Below are 21,854 nucleotides of genomic sequence, written 5' to 3' on the forward strand. Positions count from 1 at the left end.
GAACACAGATGAAATACAGAGACCGGGAAGGCAGAGATGTCGGTGTTGAGACCGGACAGGATCAGTTTTTAAAACATTTATATGGAAATGCATTTGGAAGAGCTGTTATCCGGATCATGATCCGTCCGTGGGTGAGCAGGCTTGGCGGATATGTTCTGGACAGTTTCATATCCAAGATCGGCATCCGTCCGTTTGTAAAAAAGAACAATATTGACTTGTCTATGTGTGAGAAGACAAAGTTTCGTTCATATAATGATTTCTTTACAAGAAAATTAAGAGAAGAAGCACGCATACCACAGGGAGATGAAAAGACGTTGATCAGTCCTTGCGATGGGAAATTAAGCGTATATCCGATCAGTGATATAGCAGGTAGAGAGAATACATTCCGGATCAAGGATACACTTTATACAACCTCATCACTTCTGAGATCCGGCAAACTGGCAAAGCAGTATGAGGGCGGCATGGCGCTTGTGTTCCGTCTGACAGTGGATGATTATCACAGATATTGTTACGTGGCAGACGGAGAGAAATCCCAGAATTATCATATTCGGGGAGTATTCCATACGGTGAATCCGGTAGCCAATGATGTGTATCCGATTTACAAAGAGAATACAAGAGAGTACAGCCTGCTTAAGACAAAGCGGTTTAAGACGATTTTAATGATGGAAGTCGGCGCTCTTATGGTTGGACGGATCACAAACTATGAGGAAGCAGGAACAGTCCGTAAGGGGCAGGAAAAAGGAAAGTTTGAGTTTGGTGGGTCGACGATTATCCTGTTATTGCAAAAGGATGCAGCAGTGCTGGATAGCGATCTCATCCGTAATACAGAAGAAGGATATGAAACTATCGTAAAGATGGGCGAAAGAATAGGAACGGCAAAGTAATTGCCGTTCCTATTCTTTTGAGGAAAATTCATATAATGAAGATTTGCCTTAAATTAAAGTGTGGTAAACATATCGATCACCTGTCCGGTCATGACTTTCGGTGAGTCGCATAAAAGGTAGATAATACCTTTTGCTACATCTGCAGCACTGTCCATAACAGCATTGTCCTGACCGACATTGTGGTTGTATACCCGCTGTCCCGGTGTATCTACCATACCAGGGGCAACAGCATTGACTTTAATGCCATATTCTTTTGTCTGGATTGCGGTTGTCTTTGTCAGTGTCACGATACCGCCTTTTGCTACTGCGTAGCCACCCATCTGGGAAGCGATACGTCCCATGCGGGAAGAAACACTTACGATGTCACCACTATGCTGTTTGATCATAACCGGCACAACTTTGTTGAGGCAGAGGAACGGAATCTTCAGATTTGTCTTGATGATCTGATCCCACTGCTCTTCGCTCCACTCCCAGATCTTGATTGCCTGATGTCCGACTTTGTCATAAATCTCAGATGGGTATCCACCGGCATTATTGATCAGGATATCAATGCGTCCAAATTGTTCTACAACAGCATCAACCATGGACTGTACCTGTGCGGCATCTGTCAGATCACGGGAAAGGGAAGTAGCTTTTCCTCCTTTTTCTTCGATCATCTGTACCGTCTCATCCAGGTTTGCCTGTGTTCTTGCAACACAGACAACGGTTGCGCCTTCTGCGGCAATTGCGAGAGCCGCTTCTCTTCCGATGCCCTTGCCGGCACCTGTTACAATTGCAATTTTACCTTCTAATTTCATTTATTCAGCCTCCAAAAATAAGTAGTTATCAATATATAATCAATCATTTACCTAAACAATTCGTTCAGTATCGTCAAAGAAATCCAAAGCAGCCGGATAGATATAACTGTCGCCGATCCCATGGAGGAGAATCAGATTCAAGTGATTGTTCAGATTCTTCTTATCCAGTGCAATGGCTTCTGTCAAAGCGCCAAGAGCAACACCGCAGGAAGAAGGAAGTCCGTAGATTGTAAGCAGATCCTGGATCCGTATAGAGGTTCCGTCCGGTGTAAGACCTTTTTCTTCTGCGAGTTTCGTCAGTTGATACATACCGATCGCAACCGCTTCACCATGGCTCTCACGCTCATAATGATAATACTGTTCGATCGTATGTGCCAGCGTATGCCCGAAATTCAGGAGCATACGGCTTCCTGTGTCAAACTGATCTTCTTCGACTACAACACGTTTGCAGTCTACACAACGGTAAATGATATTGCCAAGTTCGTCCTTTAAGTCGGCAAAGGAAGTATGTGTTTCCAGAAGGGAAAATAATTCCGGATCCTGGATGCATCCATACTTGATCACTTCGCCCATGCCATCGTGAATGAAATGGTCCGGCAGTGTCTGTAATACTTCCGGATCTATCAGGACGAGGGAAGGCTGATAAAATGCACCAACCAGATTCTTGCCCTGCGGCAGATCAACAGCAACTTTTCCGCCAACGGAAGAGTCAACCTGTGCAAGCAGGGAAGTCGGAATCTGGACCAGTTTGATTCCACGTAAGAAACTTGCCGCTGCAAATCCTGCCAGATCACCAATCATGCCACCGCCCAGAGCGATCAGAAGATCGCTGCGGGAAAATCGTGCCTGAAGCAATGCGTCATAGATCAGAGGAAGAGACTCAAATTTCTTCGTGGCCTCTCCATGCGGAAGCACAAGATGAAAGACTTCAAAGTCAGCTTCCAGTACTTCCGACAATGCATCTCCGTAGATCGGATAGACGTTATCGTCAGAGACGATCATGATCTTTCTGCCATGAAAGACTTCCTTAATATAAGTTCCGGCATCTGCAAGAATGTGATTCTCGATATAGATCGGATAACTGTTTTTTTCAAGATTAACGGTTAGTTTCATTGTAGCTTTACTCCTGTTCTATTGTCTGTGAATGATGTCAGCAATCTGTTTTACATCTTTCAGCAGTTCACTGTATTTTTCTGGTTTTAAGGACTGTGCTCCATCGCAGAGAGCAGCTTCCGGATTATTATGAACTTCGATCATCAGTCCGTCAGCACCGGCTGCAACAGATGCTTTTGCCATAGAATCTACGAGCCACCATTTTCCACCGGCATGGCTTGGATCGATGATAACCGGGAGGTGTGTCAGCTTCCGCAGTACAGGAACGCTCTGCAGATCCAGTGTATTTCTTGTATATGTTTCAAAAGTACGGATACCACGTTCGCACAGAATGACATTCTCATTACCAGAAGCCATAATATACTCTGCGGACATTATCCATTCTTCATATGTCGCATTCAGACCTCTCTTTAAGAGGATCGGGCGGTCAACCTGACCGAGCTGTTTTAACAGATCAAAGTTCTGCATATTTCTTGCGCCGATCTGGATCAGATCTACTTTCTCGTTGAAGACATCCAGATATTCCGGAGACATCAGTTCTGTAACGATCGGAAGTCCGACTTCTTCTTTTACTGCGCATAAGATGTCAAGACCTTCCGGTCCAAGTCCCTGGAAAGAATACGGGCTTGTTCTAGGCTTGAATGCACCGCCTCGTAACATATTCGCTCCGGCAGCTTTGATATCCTTTGCAATGGATAATACCTGCTCGTAAGTCTCAACGGAGCAAGGCCCTGCGATGTAAGCCATGTTGCCGCTTCCAACCTTCACACCAGATACATCTACAACAGTGTCTTCCGGGTGGAAAGCACGGTTTGCCAGTTTGTAAGGCTCCTGTACATGGATAACTTTGTCAACGTATGGGTTTACTTCGAAAAGCTTTGCATCGATACGGCTTGTATCACCGATACAGCCGATGATTGTCTGACCTGCACCTTTTACAATATGGGCGTCCAGACCTTTTGTTTTGATCAGATTCTCTACGCGGTCAATTTCTTTCTGACCGGAGTGTTGTTTTAATACAATAATCATAAGTGTTCTCCTCCATATTCACACTGTAAAATTTTAGCTGTTTAAAGTGCGAAACTACACTTATCTTAACGCGGAAGCCTATGTTTGTCAACCTTTTTAGCCCATTTTCGCAGAAAGCGTGGATTTTTCTCTGTTAGTGCTTAACAGGTGCTGAAATATTTGTAGATTTACCGTATAAAAATGTGTATTTTAAGTATAAACACCTCTGTTTTTAGGGGGAGTAACAAAACGTTAAACAAGAGTTACGAATATTATGGCGCAAGGTATCAGTGAACTGAATTGTCAAATGAAAAATTAGCCGATATAATGAATATGAAGGCGATCATTAGTGACAGAAAAAGAGGTATAAATATGGAAGAAATAAAAAAAGGAATCCTTTATCCAAAGCCGTTGAAGGAGGGTAATCAGATCTGTCTGATCGATCCGGCAAATGCATACACAGAGGAAGCCATCGAAGCGGTCAGCAGTTATTGGAAAGGGAGAGGTTTTCAAGTAATCTGTGCACCGGAGATGGCATTTAAAAGGGGAACACCGAAAGAGCGCGCGGCAAAATTAAATAAAGTATTTGCTGATGAAGAAAATAAAGCAGTTATGTGTATCTGGGGCGGTTATGGCACCATGACACTTCTTGATTATCTGGATTATGAAATGATCCGGGAGAGAAAGCCTGTATTTACCGGATTCAGTGATATTACAGCGCTGCATCTTGCAATCGGGCAGAAGACCGGGCTGGTGACATTTCACGGAGGTGCAGTTTATGGAAGGACGAGGACGATAACAGAAGATGCCAAAGAAGCGGTGTATCAGAGTGTGACGACACCGGTCAGAGGAAAAGCGTTTTCTAATTTTAACGGAGAACCTTTTCATATATATAAAGAAGGAATTGGCGAAGGAATTCTGACAGGTGGCAATCTGACACTATTAAGCCGGCTTACCGGAACGCCTTATGAAGTGAATACGCGTGAGAAAATCCTGTTTTTTGAAGAAATAGGCGAGAAGCCATACAGGCTACATGGCATGCTGACGCAGCTTAAGATGGCAGGAAAATTTGAAGAAGTAAAAGGAATCATTGTCGGAGATCTGAGTGGTTGTGATACGAAAGACCGTCCGGGAACAGCACTGGAAGCGGTGAAAGAGGTACTTGAAGATGTAAAATGCCCGGTCATCTATGGAGTGAGGGCCGGGCATATCGGAGATTCCATGACACTGCCATTGCACGCACAGGTGCGCATAGAGGCAGTGGAGGAATACGGTGTACAGTTCCGGGCAATATAAGAACTGCCCGGATACATGGTTTAATTATCTAATTTGATCCCGGACAATGCCTGTGCAAAGGCATTGTTGACAGGTTCTTCTTTTTGTTTGTTCAGATATTTGCGGACATCTTTTTTAGAAACACCTGCGCCTTCTTTCTGGCGTCTTGCTTTAAATGCTTCCAGTTTTTCTTTGTGTCCGCAGGAGCATACAAATGTCTCCGTATCTGCTTTCTTGATAAGTTCCATTTTCTTATGGCAGTTCGGACAGCGGGCATTGCTTGTGCGTGCGATTGTCTCGCGATAGCCGCATTCGCGGTCCTGGCAGACGAGAAGTCTTGCGTTTTTGCCGTTCACGGCAAGCATGCGCTTTCCGCAACGTGGGCATTTATGATTGGTAAGATTATCATGCTTAAAGGTGCCGTCCGCTGTTTTGATATCCTGGATCAGAGATCGGGTGTAATCCTGAATATCATGCAGGAAAACCTGCTCTTTCTGTGTGCCTTTCGCAATGTGGGACAATTCCATCTCCCAGGAGGCGGTAAGCTCCGGCTTTTTCAGATCTTCCGGAACCAGTTCAAGCAGTTGCTTTCCTTTGGAAGTGATCAAGATTTCCTGTCCCTTTTTTTCTATCAAAAATGTGTGGAATAATTTCTCTATAATATCAGCTCTTGTCGCAACGGTTCCGAGTCCGCCGGTTTCGCCAAGTGTTTTCCGGGCAGCAGCGTCTTTTGATTCCATATATTTGACGGGATTTTCCATTGCACTAAGTAGTGTGGCTTCGGTAAATCTTGCCGGAGGTTTTGTTTTGCCGGAAGTCAGAGTGGCGCGGTCAATTGTAAGATATTCTCCTTTTTTAAGCTCTGAAAGATTCTGCCCGGATACAGAAAAAATGTGCGTTTCATTATCGAAATCGTCCTCCCAATGCGCATTGCTGTCATTCTCATACACCGCTTTCCAACCGGGAGTAAGGATTTTATTTCCTTTGGAAGAAAATGACTGACCGGCGGCAGTTCCCTTGAGGGAAGTCTGCTCATACTCATAAGCAGGATAAAGGACACTGATAAAACGGCGCACGACGAGGTCATAGATTTTTCGCTCTTCATTTGTCATATGATCCAGCTGGACAAATTCCTCTGTTGGAATGATCGCATGGTGATCGCTGACCTTCCTGTCATCGACAAAAGATTTGCTTGTGTGGATCGGAGCTTTTAAAAGTGTTGGAACAAAGGCTTTATACGGACCGAAGTTGATAGCTTTCAGACGCTCTTTGATCGTCGGAACAACATCCGAACTAATATAGCGGCTGTCTGTCCGCGGATAAGTCAGTACTTTATGATTTTCATACAGGCGCTGCATAATGTTCAGCGTCTCTTTTGCGGAGAAACCAAAACGGCGGTTGGCATCCCGCTGTAATTCTGTCAGATCATAGAGACCTGGTGAAAATGTTTTTTTCTTTGTTTTGTGCACATCTGTAATTTGTAAAGACTGCCGGTTTGCGGAGTTGGTTTGTGAGGTTACACCGGCTGTGCGGTTTTTTGTCAGTGCTTCACGTAATTGTTCCAGATGTTCTTTGTGAAAAGAACGGGTGCTTTTGGATTTTTCACTCTGCCATGTCCAGGTAATTCCGCCTGCCTGCAGAGTCATACCATAATAATCCTGTGGTTTGAAAGAGCGGATCTCCGTCTCTCTTGCGGCGATCATAGCAAGCGTCGGTGTCTGGACACGTCCGCAGGAGAGCTGCGCATTGTATTTACAGGTTAAGGCACGGGTCGCGTTGATGCCGACAAGCCAGTCCGCTTCGGAGCGGCTTCTTGCTGCATAATAAAGATTGTTATATTTTCTGCCGTCTTTTAAATTCTGGAATCCTTCCCGGATCGCTTTGTCTGTGACAGAAGAAATCCAGAGCCTCTTGATCGGTTTGCGGCAGCCGGACTTATCCAGAATCCAACGTGCGACCAGCTCGCCCTCGCGACCGGCATCGGTTGCGATAATGATTTCTGAAATGTCCTTCCGGAATAGTTGTGTTTTTACATGCTGGTATTGTTTAGAAGTCTGTTTAATGACGACAAGATCCCATTTCTTCGGAATCATTGGCAGGACAGACATATTCCATTCTTTGAATTTTTTATCGTAGCTTTCCGGATCAGCCAGTGTGACCAGGTGTCCGAGCGCCCATGTGACAACGTAGGAATTGCCTTCGATTGCACCGGGCAGATTTTTATGACACTTCAGCACGCGCGCAATATCGCGTGCGACCGAAGGCTTTTCTGCTAAAACGAGTGATTTCATAGATGTAAGTCTCCTTAAATTAAGAGTTTTTTTATTCAACATAGCGGATTTCGGGCGGGGTGTCAACTGTTCAGATATTTGCAAAAAAAATTGCAAAAAAAGTTAAAAAATACTTGCAATCTGTATGTGAGTGTGTTATATTAATCTTCGGTCACGTTTGATAGTGATTTATATAAGGCTCCATGGTCAAGCGGTTAAGACATCGCCCTTTCACGGCGGTAACACGGGTTCGATTCCCGTTGGAGTCACTCAGAGCTTTCGGGCTTTTCATATATAGTATCTATAATATGGCGCCATAGCCAAGTGGTAAGGCAAAGGTCTGCAACACCTCTATCACCAGTTCAAATCTGGTTGGCGCCTCTTAGAAAGCTTCAGGAATGATCCTGAAGCTTTTTTGATGTTAGAAAGAAAGTATCTATTGGCATTTCTGCAGGTGATAAAGTTTCGTAAACATAAAAGAAGTATTTTAAGGGTGGACGCACTCCGGCAGATACGTTATAATTATGCATGGATATGCATAAAAGTAAGGCAATACATAAGAAAAGAAATATAAATATTTACAAAGATATAAAAGGAGAGCGCTATGCCAGTATTTGATTTCAACAATACTCCGGATGACAAGAAAGCAGCGGAGTGCACATACACGATTTTTTACTCCGGTGAAGGAGAAGCAACACCGGAAAAACCAATGATGGTGCTGGATAACCAGATGAAAAAATGGGAACATCATTCCCTTGGAATGTTTACAAACCCGGTAAAACGTACTGCATTTGAATTTCAGCAGGAGACGGGAACTGTCAGTGCGGACATTCTGAAAATTGACGCAAGATTTGTAAGCCTTCTGAAATGGCTCGGCGAAAATCATATCAATGTCCGCCTGTCAGGAGAGAATACAGAAGGAGGTTATGCAGTTTACAAGATCCGTGAGATTGCTTTCGGCGGTGGAACAAAGCTTTCGGCGGAAGATGGATTTTTACAGTTTATGATTGAGCGTCTGCTTGCCAGCGATGCGCCGACTTCACAGGTCAGTGACGAAGAACTGGAAGAGATGGGTGACAGCATGAAGCTCACCAGCTTACAGAGCATCATTGATTTTATGGACTGTGCCGGAAATACACTGCCGGATAATATCCGTCTCTGGGCGAGAAGAAACCTGGCGGTTGCAAAATCCCACGAAGTCTCACCGGAAGAACGCCGTCATGCGCAGAGAGCACTTTCTATTATGATGAATGTGCAGTGGAAGAGCGATTATTTTGAAGCAATCGATCCGGAAGAAGCAAGACGGATTCTGGATGAAGAATTATATGGAATGGAAAAAGTAAAACAGCGTATCATTGAGACGATCATTCAAATCAATCGTACACATACACTACCGGCATATGGGTTATTGCTGGTAGGTCCTGCGGGAACCGGTAAATCCCAGATTGCCTACGCAGTAGCAAGAATTCTGAAACTGCCGTGGACAACACTGGATATGAGTTCGATCAACGATCCGGAGCAGCTTACCGGAAGTTCTCGAATCTATTCCAACGCAAAACCGGGAATTATTATGGATGCATTTGCAATGGCAGGAGAATCCAATCTTGTATTTATTATTAATGAGCTGGACAAGGCCGCATCCGGAAAAGGCAACGGCAACCCGGCAGATGTTCTGCTGACATTGTTAGATAACCTTGGATTTACAGACAACTATATGGAATGTATGGTGCCGACTGTGGGTGTTTATCCGATCGCAACAGCTAATGACAAAGAACAGATCAGTGCGCCACTGATGTCACGTTTCGCAGTGATCGACATTCCGGATTACTCATTTGAAGAGAAAAAAGTGATTTTCTCAAAATTCTCACTTCCAAAAGTGCTCAAACGAATGAGCCTGAAAGAAGAAGAGTGTATCGTGACAGACGATGCACTGGATGCGATTATTGAAAAATATGCAGATACGACAGGTATCCGTGATCTGGAGCAGGCAGCAGAGCATATTGCAGCAAATGCACTTTATCAAATCGAAGTGGAGCATAAAGGTGCGATCACATACACAAGAGAAATGGTAAATGAACTGCTTGGTTAATCTGTCGCAACAAATATTTACGTATGGCAATAAAAAGCAGAGCAGTATTACAGGAACGGATAGCAGGAGGATATGACAATGGAATTACTTGATGTAATGAAAAAAAGATTTTCAGTACGCAAATACAAAGAGCAGCAGGTAGAGCCGGAGAAGCTGGCGAAAATCCTGGAAGCAGCACACGTTGCACCAACAGCTACCAATGCGCAGCCGGTGCGGCTGATCGTGGTACAGAGTGAAGTGGGCCGTGCAAAACTGGACAAAGCTGCGCGCCTTTATGGTGCACCGACAGTTATTATCGTATGCGCCGATCACGATAAAGCATGGGTGCGCAAATACGACCAGATGCAGACGACAGATATCGATGCTTCGATTCTGACAGATCATATGATGCTGGAAGCAACCGAACAGGGACTTGGAAGCTTGTGGGTATGCTGGTTTGATCCAAAGATTGTCAGAGAAGAGTTCGAACTTCCGGATAATCTGGAACCAATCAATCTGCTTGCACTTGGTTATGCGGATACAGAAAAAAAAGGACCGGATCGTCATAAAACAGAGCGAATTAGTCTGGATGAACTGGTGACGTATAAGTAAGAAAAAGGATGCCATTGATATCTGATTTTCTACATTTTTATTTGTTGTGAATGCCTGTAGTTATATACAGGCATTTTTGCTGTTAGGATAAACCCCTGTTTTTCCGGTCTCTTTTGCATTCCGTTATAGAACACAATAAGAACTCTTTATAAGAATTCACTTATTTCTACAGTTTCAAATACATAAAACGATAAAAGTTAAGATATTCTTAATTTTCACAAAAAAGACACAAAATGGAAGATTTTTCTGATAAAACAAAGTATAATGAGTGTAAATAACCCGTTTGAAGAGGAGAGAATAGAACCTGAGGGGAGAAAAAGGAGGAATCATATGAAGAAAAGAACGGTAAAATTGTTATCGCTCATGATGGTGACCACATTTCTGGCGACCAGTACGATAACAACGGAAGCAGCCGGGACGGGTGCGTATCAGAAGATTAAGACCGGAGATAAGATTAGCAAGAAAGAGAGCGCGAATAAAGGCGATTATGTAGAAGGACAGGCGCTGGTTTTGTATAAGGACAACAAGATTTCAACGAAAGCGGCTGCGCAGAGAGCGCTTAATGTAAGCGATATCAGCGTGTCAAAGGTATGGAATTTTGATGCAGCAGAAGAATCAAAGGGAAGGGCAAGTACGCAGAGTGCGGCTTCTGCACAGTCAAGTGCGACTACAACATCACTTACAGTCGGATTGGTTACTTCGAAGACATTAAGCACGAAGAAGTTAATTGAGAAATTATCTGCGGACAGTGATGTGCAGATAGCAGAGCCAAACTACCGTGTACATGCGTTGACAAATGATTCATATTTCAGTAAACAGTGGGGACTTAAAAATACGGGTCAGAATGGCGGCGCGGAAGGAAATGCCACGAACGTAGAGAAAAAATGGGAAAAGACCAAAGGTTCTGACGATGTTGTTGTTGCTGTTGTAGATACAGGTGTAGATTATACACATGAAGATCTGAAAGACAACATGTGGGAGAATACATATCAGCCGAAGTTAAGAGGCGAATATGGCTATGACTTTGCGAATGCTGATACAGATCCGATGGATGATGAAGGACATGGAACACATTGCGCCGGAATCATTGGCGCAAAAGGCGATAATGGCGTCGGCGTCAGTGGTATGAACCACAATGTGAAGATTATGGCATTGAAAGCATTGGATGAAAACGGTAGTGGTTCTGACAGCGATCTGATTGATGCTTACAATTATATTAACAAAGCTATAAACCTGGGAGTAAATGTTGCTGCAATCAACGATTCCTGGGGGGGAGAAGGAAAGAGTACCATTTTTAAGAAACTGATGGATCTTGTTGGAGCAAAGGGTGCGGTGTCTGTATGTGCAGCAGGAAATGAGTCGGCAGATAATGATGAAACGGCTATTTATCCGGCAAACGATGATTGCGCTTATAAGATCAGTGTAGCTGCTACAAATGAAAAGGGTGAGCTCAGCAATTATTCGAACTATGGAAAAGAGAAAGTGGATATTGCAGCTCCAGGAAGTGATATTCTCTCTACATATGCAGAGGATTGTTATAATCCATCCATTTATTCTGCAGAAAAACAGAAGGAAGTAACGCAGAAGTTTGAAAATTTCAATGGAGAGAGTACATGGGCTGATTGGAGTCCTGAAAATATTCAGATCACAAGTACATTGAATGAAAAAGAATCCGGGTACAAGGCAGAGTTAAGTGATGACAATTTGGGAGAAACAAAAGGAAAATCTTTGAAAATTTCTCTGAAAGGTGTCAGTGCAGGTGAGACGGTTTCTGTTCGGATTCCATATACAGTAAGTGAAGGAACAAAAGAATTTCCGGAATTTAGTGCAATGACGAAAGTAAACGGTCCAAAATCATCCGAGTCTCTTTTCTCAAATGGAAGTTTGTTAATCGTTGGAGAATGTGCTGCTGACCGTGATTTACCGGTAAGTGAAGATGACTTAATTAGTGAAGATTCGGAACTCGCATATAATTTTAACGGCTATCCAGTTAGTGGCGAAATGGAAGATTGGGTACATCTGGAAGTACCACAGGAAGAAAAAAATCCAAAAACAGGAGAACGTTCTATCTTTCTATCGCTTATGGCAGCTAAAAAAGGCGATTATACAATTACACTGGATGATCTGGGACTCAGTAAAGAAAATGTTGCTTCTTCTAATTTTGGTAAATATGAATATGAAAGTGGAACATCTATGGCAACTCCGTTCGTTACAGGAGCGGTTGCGTTAGAGGCAGCAGAGAATCCAAAGAGCAGTGCGGTGGAGCGTATTTCGGCAGTATTATCCCAGGTGAAGCGTACGGATGCACTGGAAGGAAAAGTAGCAACCGGAGGAATGCTGGATTATGCACAGAAAGTCGCAAATGCGCCAAGAATCAGTACTGTGAAAGTAAATCAGAGTAACGGACAGATTACGATTAATGGAAGTGGGCTGGATGCAACAGATCTGAGCGTAAATGTAACCGAAAAAGGCAGCACGACTGCAAAAGCAGCAAAGATTGTAAAGAAAACAGAAAAACAGGTAGTTATTGATGGAAAAGCATGGCTGAATCGAGTGGCATCTATTGCGGTTACAGGGAATGGAAGGACGGCAACAAAGAAGAATATTTATCTGGTAGACGGAAAATCTTCTTACAAAAAAGTAAAAGGTCTGGAAGTAGAAAGTTCATCTAATATGGCAACAGATGGTCGAAATATTTACATGGCTGATTCTGATTCAGACAGTATTAATATATTAGACCAGTCTGATCCGGAAGAAGTGGATGAATACCCACTGACAGTTGTAAAGCCGACAAAATATTTCAAGAAAGAGGCAGGCAGTCAGGGCAGATATGATTTTGCATTTGGAAATGATCTTGTCTATGCGGATGGAATGTTATACAACATTGGCGCATATTCAGAAGTACAGGGAAGTACAGATGATGATATAGATGAGGGTGATGACGACGATGATGACGATACTACGGAATCGGCATATTCTTCCGAATATAAATTATTTGCATTTAATACTTCAAACGGAAAGGTACAGTGTATTGGAGCACTTCCGTCAGCAGTGAAGAGAGCGGAAGACTGGACGCTTGCAGCTTATAATGGAAGAATTTACCTCATTGGCGGATATGATTACCAGCAGAAAGCATGCAGTAAGAAAGTTTACATCTACAATCCGGGTACAAAGAAATGGAATCAGGGTCCATCCCTTCCGGAAGGAAGAGCCGGTGGAAAAGCATTGCAGAGTGGTGGAAAACTGATTTATACACTCGGATATGGTGAAAAACAGGATGGTGTGGAATATGAAAAACAGACTTGTCCGGTTAATTTGATATTAAGTGGAAATAAGTGGACAGCATCCAAGAAGACCTTATCGACATATGGAGCTGTTACAAAAGTCGTAAATGGAAGTAAAGCATTTAAAAAGTATGATGTCAGTGTAAATATCTGTGCGGGAGGACTTGTATATGTGGGTAATCCTATGGTTGGATTAGGTGATACATTTACTTATAATGTAGCAAAAGATACTTATAATTCTACGAAATATAATCAGATAACAAATCTGGATGTTTATGATGAGGATTATGATTATGACTATGACGATGATGCAGATGAAGAATGCATAGATTACGATGCTATTGCTGTCGGCAGTACGCTCTACATCTTCGATGAGGACGGACAAGGCTACAAGGCAACCATTGGCAGTGGGCTTGTAAAAGTAACTGCAAAGGCATCCAAAGCCGGTAAGATTTCCGGAGCGAACAGAGGTATCCTTCCGGGAAATAAAGTAAGACTTACTGCAAAAGCAAATAAAGGTTATGCAGTGAAATCTTTCAAAGTGGCAGGTAAGAAAGTAAGCGGTACGTCTAAAACGATCCGCCTGACTGGAAATACAACTGCTTCTGCAAGCTTTGGCAAAGCAGTTTCCAAACTGACACTGAAAGACAAAGAGCTGACTTTAAAAGCCGGAAAGAAAGCAAAGATTCAGGTGAAAGTCACACCGAAGAGTGCGGTGAATAAGAAGTTATCTTACACATCCAGCAACAAGAGATATGCAACAGTATCTTCTAAAGGTGTAGTGCATGCGCTGAAAGCTGGAAAAGGTAAGACGGTGAAGATTACTGTTAAAGCAACAGATGGTTCTGGAAAGAAAGTTGTTTGCAAAGTGAAGATCCAGTAGGCGCCGGAGTACTCATTGAATTTCAATAATTTAAAATAAAAGAACAACTGCTCTGTGGAGTTTCCGTGGAGCAGTTGTTCTTTTTACATAATGAAGTTTAATTCGCAAAACGCAGGATTAGCATCCTGCAGATGTGCTCGAGGGAGTTATAGTGATACCATCGGATTGCTGCGTGCAGAGCACTTTCGCAATCCTACCCGACATTCGCAAAACGCAGGATTAGCATCCTGCAGATGTGCTCAAGGGAGTTATAGTGATACCATCGGATTGCTGCGTGCAGAGCACTTTCGCAATCCTACCCATCATTCGCAAAACGCAGGATTAGCATCCTGCTGTATTGCTCATGACGGGGCAGGTTTCAAGGGATTTCATCTATATATGAGCAAGCTCATACCGATGAAAATCCCTGAAACCTTGGTATCACATGATTCTCCACATGATTTCGCGTGGTTCGAGGTTGATGGTTTCGCGGGATCCGTTTCCGTCGTAGACATCGGTTGTCTGCGGGGAATCGGAGTTGTTCAGGATTGCGTATTTACCGCTTTCCGGATAAGCGTGGACTTCGCAGTTGATATTATCTGCGTTCCAGATGTAATAATTATCTTCCTTGTGGGAAGCGTAATATAAGGCGCGCAGAAGAAGTCTTGTGTTGTCCGGATCGTTAGCGAGTGCAGAGAAATATACACCGCGTCCGTCTCCGTATGCATTTGCGGCAATGTGGACTTCATCATTGGAATAATCAATGATCTCTGTACTGCCGGTAAGTGCGTACACGTCCGGTGTGCCTTCACCGAGCTGGTAAGCTCCCCAGTGCTCATCTGTAATAAAATGTGCAAGCCTCGGAACAATGTGGTATTTGGCAGTCGAAAGTGTGAAGCCAAGTTCACGGTCTACGCCGAGTACATCGGCAAGCTGGAAGAAACGACCACCGTGTAAAACAGCCGATGGTTCTCCGATACCGATAAATCCGCCGCCGTCATAAACCCATTTTCGTATGATCGTAACGAGGTCTGCATCCAGCCATTCTCTTCCACCGGAAAAAGCAGTTCCAGCATCTCCGGCATTGATAATCACATCAACATCATCCGGCACACCGTCCCTGCGGATATCCGCAAAGCTTAAAAAGCATACATCGACAGGCGAACCGCTGAGTGCTTCTAGAATACCGAAATAAGGATTGGTTTTCTTGTAACTTCGTCCCGGAAGAACGGTGTACGCCTGCCAGGAACGAAGTGTACCCCAGGAATTAAGGACGGCAACTTTCAGTCCGCTGTATGGTTTGCGTCCCTTTACATTGTCGTAAATGGTACGGTATTCGTCGGTTATTTTCTCAATGTAGTTTACAAAAGTGGTTGAAGATGTGGCAGTTCCCGGATCGCCGTCAAAAGTAAGGCGGTCCAACGGGCTTCGCATCATGGCACGTCTTGCTGCGATCCAGTTTGCAGAAGCCGTGATACATGCATGATTCTCATCTTCAAATGTCTCTTCGGACAGATATGGAAGAAGCCGTCCCTCTGTGTCATGGATACCCGGAATATCAGAGAGCATCCGGAGCGTTGTTCCGTTATATACATTTCCGGAAATGCAGTCTACGCTGATATCCTGAAAATATGGGCCGTAAGGCTCTGTTCCGATCCAGCTCTCACCGAAGAACATGGAAGCCTGTTTGCCAGCTGCATGTACCATGTCCACCAGTTCTTTTGCACGGCGGGATACGAATCTCTGGATAAAATGAGTGTAATCCCGGTAAGCCTTGGTCGGCACACGGAAAGTAGAGTTGAAGTATCCGTTATCGACCAGATCTTCCGGCTTCAGGGCATATCCGTATTCCTGCTCGAAAGTTTCCAGCGCCTGTGTGGAAACCGTAGTGCCATAGCCGAACCAGTTCGTATACTGTTCGTTTGCTTCTTCGTTGAAAATCAAAATATAATGATAGAAGAAAGAAGTAAAACGCACAATATCTGTATGAGAATGTTTGCTGAGCCATTTCTTCAAACGTTCTTTGGAATAAGCTGCTGAGAGTGGCTGGCGCACATCGATCGGAATGTGATGCGGCTCATTTGTCAGATCATCTGAGAGAAGCTCGTACATCTGCGTCGGATCCCATATGATAAAGACGAAGAAAGATACCGTATATTCGTGAAATGGAATGGCATCTGTGATCGTCAGATTGTCATGTATGCGGTCGTATTCCCATTTGTGGGAAGGAACGGTCTTGCCGGCTGTGCGGTCGATGACTTCCCACCATCTCTTCGGATCGTGGATATAATCGGCAACGAATTGTTCGCGGTAAAATCCGTCCAGAAAATCAATTGTTAAAGTTGTATTTTTTGCCAGAAAATGTCTGGACATCAGAAGTACCTGCTGGCATTCATCCATATGCTCCATGGCAAAATCGTTGTCGCCTTTTACGGGTGTGTATGTTGTACAGATCTTAACATCCAGAGATTTGGAGTGTTCATCCGGTGTTTTGTTTCCATCAAGACGAAGCACATCAGCGCCCCACCGCTCGGTGAATGTTTTCGCATCTTCTGAAAAAATAGATTGGACTGGCAGAGTCACTCTGCCTCTGGTTCTTGACATAATATATCTCCCCTTATATTGCGTAATATGGTAATGTTATAGTTAAAACTCTCGGCTATGATATCTATAGATTGCTCCGTGCTACGCACTCTCACAATCTATCCCCACCATTCGCATATCGCAGGATTAAAATCCCGCTTTTATGCTCATGTCGGGGCGGGTTCCAAAGTCATACATCCACTTATGAGCAAGCTCATGTGGTCGTATGACTTTGGAACCCTGATATCATCAGTATACCACAGATTTCCCGGACGCAATAGTAGGGAAAACAAGTTGTGGGATTGCTTTTTTTTGCGCGTTTCGTTATGATAAGAAATAGTATCAGATTTTTTGATATTGATATGGAGGTACAGATTTATGAACAAACCAGTATTGGTCATTATGGCGGCAGGAATGGGTAGCCGTTATGGTGGATTGAAACAGATTGACCCGGTAGATGAAGAAGGACATATCATTATGGATTTTTCCATGTATGATGCAAAGAGAGCCGGATTTGAAAAGGTAATTTTTATTATTAAGAGAGAAAATGAAGAAAGTTTCCGGGCAGCAGTCGGTGACCGGATGTCAGAATACATGGAAGTTTCATATGCATTTCAAGAGCTTTCTAACATTCCGGAGGGATATGAAGTTCCGGAAGGAAGAGTGAAACCATGGGGAACTGCGCACGCAGTGTTAAGCTGCATCGATCAGATTGATGGACCATTTGCCGTCATCAACGCAGATGACTACTATGGCGTTGAAGCATTCCGCCTGATCTACGATTATCTATCCAGTCATCCGGACGATGAGAAATACCGCTATGCAATGGTCGGATACCATCTTGGAAATACTGTGACTGACAACGGACATGTAGCGCGTGGTGTATGCACGTTAAATGAGAGTGGCGAGCTGGAGGCGATCAACGAGAGAACCCGTATTGAGAAGAGAAATGGTGGCATCGCTTATACAGAAGATGACGGCGCAAACTGGACGGAAGTTCCGGCAGATACACTTGTTTCCATGAATATGTGGGGATTTACAGAGAGTATTCTGCGTGAGATTAAAGCAGGATTTCCGGCATTTTTGGATGAAGGATTAAAAGAAAATCCGATGAAATGTGAATATTTCCTGCCGGCAGTTGTCAGCAGACTGCTCGGAGAGGAGAAGGCAACGGCAGCAGTTCTGGAATCAAAGGATAAATGGTACGGTGTTACTTACAAAGAAGATAAACCGGTTGTTGTTGCGGCGATGAAACGTATGAAAGAGGAAGGGTTGTATCCTAAGAATTTATGGGAAAAATAAAAGGATATTAGCAGGAATGTGCAGATTTCTTGAAGAGTACAGGCGAAAAGTGCTATACTTTGCAGGAAATGAAATGAGCACAGGACGATTAGGAGGCAATAAAATGGCAAAGATATTAATAACAGGTGGCGCAGGATATATTGGAAGTCACACTGCACTGGAACTTCTGAAAGAAGGTTATGAGGTTGTTGTATACGATAATCTCTGCAATTCTTCTAGAGAATCACTGAAGAGAGTGGAAGAGCTGACTGGAAAGAGCATTACATTTTATGAAGGAGATGTAATGGATGCAGAAGCTTTGAAAGCAATGTTTGAAGCAGAGAAGATCGATGCGGTTATCCATTGCGCAGCATTAAAAGCAGTTGGAGAATCTGTGCAGAAGCCATTGGAATACTATCGTAATAATATAACAGGTACACTGACGCTAATGGAAGTTATGCAGCAGGTTGGTGTGAAGAATATCGTATTCAGTTCTTCCGCAACAGTATATGGCAATCCGGAGACAATGCCAATCACAGAGGACTGCCCAAAAGGACAGTGCACGAACCCGTATGGATGGACCAAATCCATGATGGAGCAGATCATGACAGATGTGCAGAAAGCCAATCCGAAGATGAATGTAATCCTGCTTCGTTATTTCAATCCGGTTGGCGCGCATGAGAGCGGAAGAATCGGAGAAGATCCGAAAGGTATCCCGAACAATTTGATGCCATATATTTCACAGGTTGCAGTCGGTAAACTTGAAAAACTGGGTGTATTCGGAGACGATTACGACACACCGGACGGAACCGGTGTCCGCGATTACATCCATGTTGTAGACCTTGCAATCGGACATGTAAAAGCGATCAACTACATTTTTACAAATCCGGGATTGGAAGTGATCAACCTCGGAACCGGCGTCGGATATTCTGTTCTTGATATGGTAAAAGCATTTTCAAAGGCATGCGGCAAAGAGATTCCGTATGAGATCAAGCCTCGCAGAGCCGGAGATATTGCTATGTGCTATGCGGATCCGGAGAAGGCATGGAAAGTGCTTGGCTGGAAAGCGGAGAGAGGTCTGGATGAGATGTGTGCAGATTCCTGGAGATGGCAGTCTGCAAATCCGAAAGGATATGAAGCATAGATTTATAACAGAAAAATAAATATGAGATGAGAATGCGAAGGATGAAAAAGCCTTCGCATTTTTTGATCTTTTTGTTGCTTTTCATTTTCTGGCAAGAGTGGTATAATGTTACCATATGTTGAAAAGTCTGAATTCACAAATTAGGGGATAGTCATGGAAGAAAAGAAGAAAGACAGACAGAAGATTCGATTGAAAGGACAGCTCAAATTCTATATGCAGTGGCCGGCAATCATGGCGGTCGTACTGGTAGCACTTAACATATGGATTTATGCCATCAATAAGGGCGCAGGTCTTTTAATGGGCGTATTTGTGCTGATCTATATTATACTTTCGACGGTTATGTATTTGTACACGAACTCGCTGATGGTAAAGGATCTGATCGAATTTGCTGCGCAATATGGCATTATACAGAATACGCTGCTGAAGGAACTGGCAGTTCCGTATGCGATTCTGCTTGAAGACGGGAAGATCATATGGCTGAACAGTCAGTTTGAAGAGCTGATAGGCGATCGTGCAAAAGGTGACACATATATCAGCAAGATCATGCCGGAACTGAACCGATCTATTTACCCACGTCAGGAGAATGATGTGGTACATATGGATGTATTTTTTGAGGAACGGGAGTATCAGGCAGAACTCAGGAGAGTTTCTGCAAGAGGATTCAGCGAGAGGGAACAGGTTCTGGAACTGCCGGAGGAAAAAGAATATTTTATCGCTGTTTATTTACAGGATGTGACGAATCTGAATAAGGCGATCCGTGCAAATGAAGAACAGAGGCTTGTAGCGGGACTTATTTATATTGATAATTATGATGAAGTGATCAACAGTGTAGAAGAAGTCCGACAGTCACTTCTGATGGCGCTTGTGGATCGTAAGATCAATCAGTATATTGCCAAAGTAGATGGAATTGTGAAGAAGATGGAGAATGATAAATACTTTATCGTTGTCCAGAAGCAATATTTCAAACAGCTGGAAGACGACCGTTTTTCGATTCTGGAAGATGTGAAATCTGTGAATATAGGAAATGGAATACCGGCGACATTAAGTATCGGACTGGGACTTAGCAGTGAAGCATATTCGCAGAGTTATAACTATGCCCGTGTAGCTATTGACCTGGCACTTGCAAGAGGCGGCGATCAGGCGGTTATCAAAGACTGCAATGGAATTACATATTACGGCGGCAAGCGGGATCAGACTTCCCGTAATACACGTGTAAAAGCCCGCGTGAAAGCAGAAGCGCTGCGTGAGTTCATTACCGTCAAGGATAAGATCTTTGTTATGGGACATCAGCTTACGGACGTGGATTCTTTTGGTGCGGCGATCGGTATTTACCGTGCGGCAAACGCACTGGAGAAACGAGCATATATCGTTATCAACGAAGTGTCTGCCTCTCTGAAACCACTGTATACTGCTTATGAGAACAATCCGGATTATCCGGAGCGCCTGTTCCTAAATTCGGCAGAAGCGCTGGAACTCGCAGATGAAAGTTCGATGGTAGTTGTTGTGGATACGAACCGCCCGGGTATGACAGAATGTGAAGAACTGCTTCGTGTTGCGAAGACGATCGTTGTGCTTGACCACCACAGACAGAGCAGTGATAATATTGACAATGCGCTGCTGTCTTACATTGAACCGTATGCGTCTTCGGCGTGCGAGATGGTTTCGGAAGTTCTGCAGTATATTGTGGATGATATTAAGATTCCGAATCTGGAGGCAAGCAGTCTCTATGCCGGTATTATGATCGACACGAATAATTTTATGAATAAGACAGGTGTGCGTACATTTGAAGCAGCCGCATTTCTGAGAAGAAGCGGTGCGGATATTACACTGGTGCGTAAGATGTTCCGTGACGATATGGAATCTTACCGTGCAAAAGCGCAGATCATCAGTAGTGCGGAAGTATACCATAACAAATATGCGATCGCCAGAGGAGAGAATCTGACGATTGAGAGCCCGACGATTATCGGTGCACAGGCAGCAAATGAATTATTGGATATTAACGAAGTAAAAGCTTCTTTTGTACTGACTACTTACAATGGAAGAATCTATGTAAGCGCCAGATCAATTGATGAAGTTAATGTACAGATCATTATGGAGCGTCTCGGCGGTGGCGGTCATATGAACGCATCCGGGGCACAGTTTGACCACACAGACATGGATGAGGCTGTTGCAGATTTGAAACAGGTCATCGATGACGTGATAGAAGGAGGAGAAATCGAATAATGAAAGTAATTTTAAAAGAAGATGTAAAATCCCTTGGGAAAAAAGGTGAGATTGTAAATGTAAGTGACGGATATGCAAGAAACTTTATCCTGAAGACAGGAAAAGGTATCGAAGCAAATACAAAGAACCTGAACGATCTGAAACTCAAGAAAGCAAATGATGACAAAGTAGCACAGGAGCATTACGAGGCTGCTGTAGAACTTGGCAAGAAGATCGAAGCAGGTAAGATCGAGGTTTCCATTAAGACCGGAGAAGGCGGAAAAGCCTTTGGTTCTGTATCTTCCAAAGAGATCGCAACAGAAGTAAAAGCACAGATGGAACTGGAAGTAGATAAGAAGAAAGTACAGTTGAAAGATGCGATCAAAGCACTTGGAACATACGAAGTGCCGATCAAATTACATCCGAAAGTAACAGCCAAATTAAAGGTTGTCGTGAAAGAGGAAGCGTAGG

The 21,854-nt window shown here is 43.7% G+C and carries 14 protein-coding genes and 2 tRNA genes; 11 read left to right on the plus strand and 5 right to left on the minus strand.

Features of this window, described 5'->3' with window-relative positions:
• Positions 1-8 precede the first annotated feature (8 nt).
• Positions 9-884: a phosphatidylserine decarboxylase gene (locus DW125_RS06680; RefSeq protein ID WP_117537540.1), complete on the plus strand. Its 876-nt coding sequence runs from the start codon at positions 9-11 to the stop codon at positions 882-884.
• A 53-nt stretch (positions 885-937) separates the two neighbouring features.
• Here the strand turns inward: DW125_RS06680 and DW125_RS06685 are convergent, their stop codons facing one another.
• From DW125_RS06685 to aroF, 3 genes are read right to left on the minus strand one after another with little or no spacing between them, the layout of a single operon-like run.
• On the minus strand, positions 938-1,681 hold the full coding sequence (locus tag DW125_RS06685) for an SDR family NAD(P)-dependent oxidoreductase (protein ID WP_117537542.1): 744 nt from the start codon (positions 1,679-1,681) through the stop codon (positions 938-940).
• A gap of 51 nt (positions 1,682-1,732) precedes the next feature.
• Positions 1,733-2,794: a 3-dehydroquinate synthase gene (gene aroB, locus DW125_RS06690; RefSeq protein WP_117537544.1), complete on the minus strand. Its 1,062-nt coding sequence runs from the start codon at positions 2,792-2,794 to the stop codon at positions 1,733-1,735.
• 18 nt (positions 2,795-2,812) lie between these two features.
• Positions 2,813-3,823 (minus strand): 3-deoxy-7-phosphoheptulonate synthase, encoded by a 1,011-nt coding sequence (aroF, locus tag DW125_RS06695; RefSeq protein ID WP_117537546.1) that lies wholly within the window; start codon positions 3,821-3,823, stop codon positions 2,813-2,815.
• Positions 3,824-4,174: 351 nt separating this feature from the next.
• Here aroF and DW125_RS06700 point away from each other — a divergent pair, with 351 nt between their 5' ends.
• Complete coding sequence (locus DW125_RS06700; RefSeq protein ID WP_242992909.1) at positions 4,175-5,098, plus strand: S66 peptidase family protein; 924 nt, start codon at positions 4,175-4,177, stop codon at positions 5,096-5,098.
• A 20-nt stretch (positions 5,099-5,118) separates the two neighbouring features.
• On the opposite strand, the gene DW125_RS06705 is transcribed toward DW125_RS06700, so the two are convergent.
• Entirely contained in the window at positions 5,119-7,368 is a 2,250-nt protein-coding gene (locus DW125_RS06705; RefSeq protein WP_117537548.1) for a DNA topoisomerase III, read from the minus strand.
• Between the two features lie 176 nt (positions 7,369-7,544).
• On the opposite strand from DW125_RS06705, the gene DW125_RS06710 reads away from it, so the two are divergent.
• The 5 genes from DW125_RS06710 to DW125_RS06730 all read left to right on the plus strand — a co-directional run bounded on the left by DW125_RS06710 (position 7,545) and on the right by DW125_RS06730 (position 14,194).
• A tRNA-Glu gene (locus DW125_RS06710) sits at positions 7,545-7,616 on the plus strand.
• Positions 7,617-7,657: 41 nt separating this feature from the next.
• A tRNA-Cys gene (locus DW125_RS06715) sits at positions 7,658-7,728 on the plus strand.
• A gap of 223 nt (positions 7,729-7,951) precedes the next feature.
• The gene (locus DW125_RS06720; RefSeq protein WP_117537550.1) at positions 7,952-9,436 is read left to right on the plus strand and encodes an AAA family ATPase; all 1,485 of its coding nucleotides are present in this window, start codon (positions 7,952-7,954) and stop codon (positions 9,434-9,436) included.
• A gap of 78 nt (positions 9,437-9,514) precedes the next feature.
• A complete protein-coding gene (locus DW125_RS06725) occupies positions 9,515-10,027 on the plus strand; it encodes a nitroreductase family protein (protein ID WP_117537552.1) in 513 nt (170 codons plus the stop codon).
• Between the two features lie 330 nt (positions 10,028-10,357).
• On the plus strand, positions 10,358-14,194 hold the full coding sequence (locus DW125_RS06730) for a S8 family serine peptidase (protein WP_158549898.1): 3,837 nt from the start codon (positions 10,358-10,360) through the stop codon (positions 14,192-14,194).
• A 420-nt stretch (positions 14,195-14,614) separates the two neighbouring features.
• Here DW125_RS06730 and gnpA read toward each other — a convergent pair whose 3' ends face one another.
• Complete coding sequence (gnpA, locus tag DW125_RS06735; RefSeq protein WP_117537556.1) at positions 14,615-16,777, minus strand: 1,3-beta-galactosyl-N-acetylhexosamine phosphorylase; 2,163 nt, start codon at positions 16,775-16,777, stop codon at positions 14,615-14,617.
• A gap of 357 nt (positions 16,778-17,134) precedes the next feature.
• Between gnpA and DW125_RS06740 the strand changes: the two genes are divergently transcribed.
• The 4 genes from DW125_RS06740 to rplI all read left to right on the plus strand — a co-directional run bounded on the left by DW125_RS06740 (position 17,135) and on the right by rplI (position 21,853).
• Positions 17,135-18,058: a sugar phosphate nucleotidyltransferase gene (locus DW125_RS06740; RefSeq protein ID WP_117537558.1), complete on the plus strand. Its 924-nt coding sequence runs from the start codon at positions 17,135-17,137 to the stop codon at positions 18,056-18,058.
• A 103-nt stretch (positions 18,059-18,161) separates the two neighbouring features.
• Positions 18,162-19,181 carry a UDP-glucose 4-epimerase GalE gene (galE, locus tag DW125_RS06745; RefSeq protein WP_021861475.1) on the plus strand — a complete coding sequence of 340 codons (1,020 nt, stop codon included), beginning with the start codon at positions 18,162-18,164 and terminating at the stop codon, positions 19,179-19,181.
• A gap of 153 nt (positions 19,182-19,334) precedes the next feature.
• A complete protein-coding gene (locus tag DW125_RS06750; RefSeq protein WP_117537560.1) occupies positions 19,335-21,404 on the plus strand; it encodes a DHH family phosphoesterase in 2,070 nt (689 codons plus the stop codon).
• Positions 21,404-21,853, plus strand: coding sequence for a 50S ribosomal protein L9 (rplI, locus tag DW125_RS06755; RefSeq protein ID WP_021861473.1), 450 nt, complete (start codon positions 21,404-21,406; stop codon positions 21,851-21,853). Before DW125_RS06750 ends, rplI begins: the two co-directional genes overlap by 1 nt.
• The last annotated feature ends 1 nt before the right edge of the window (position 21,854 follow it).

The organism is Dorea sp. AM10-31, from assembly GCF_003435815.1.
Taxonomy (GTDB): domain Bacteria; phylum Bacillota; class Clostridia; order Lachnospirales; family Lachnospiraceae; genus Dorea_D; species Dorea_D hominis.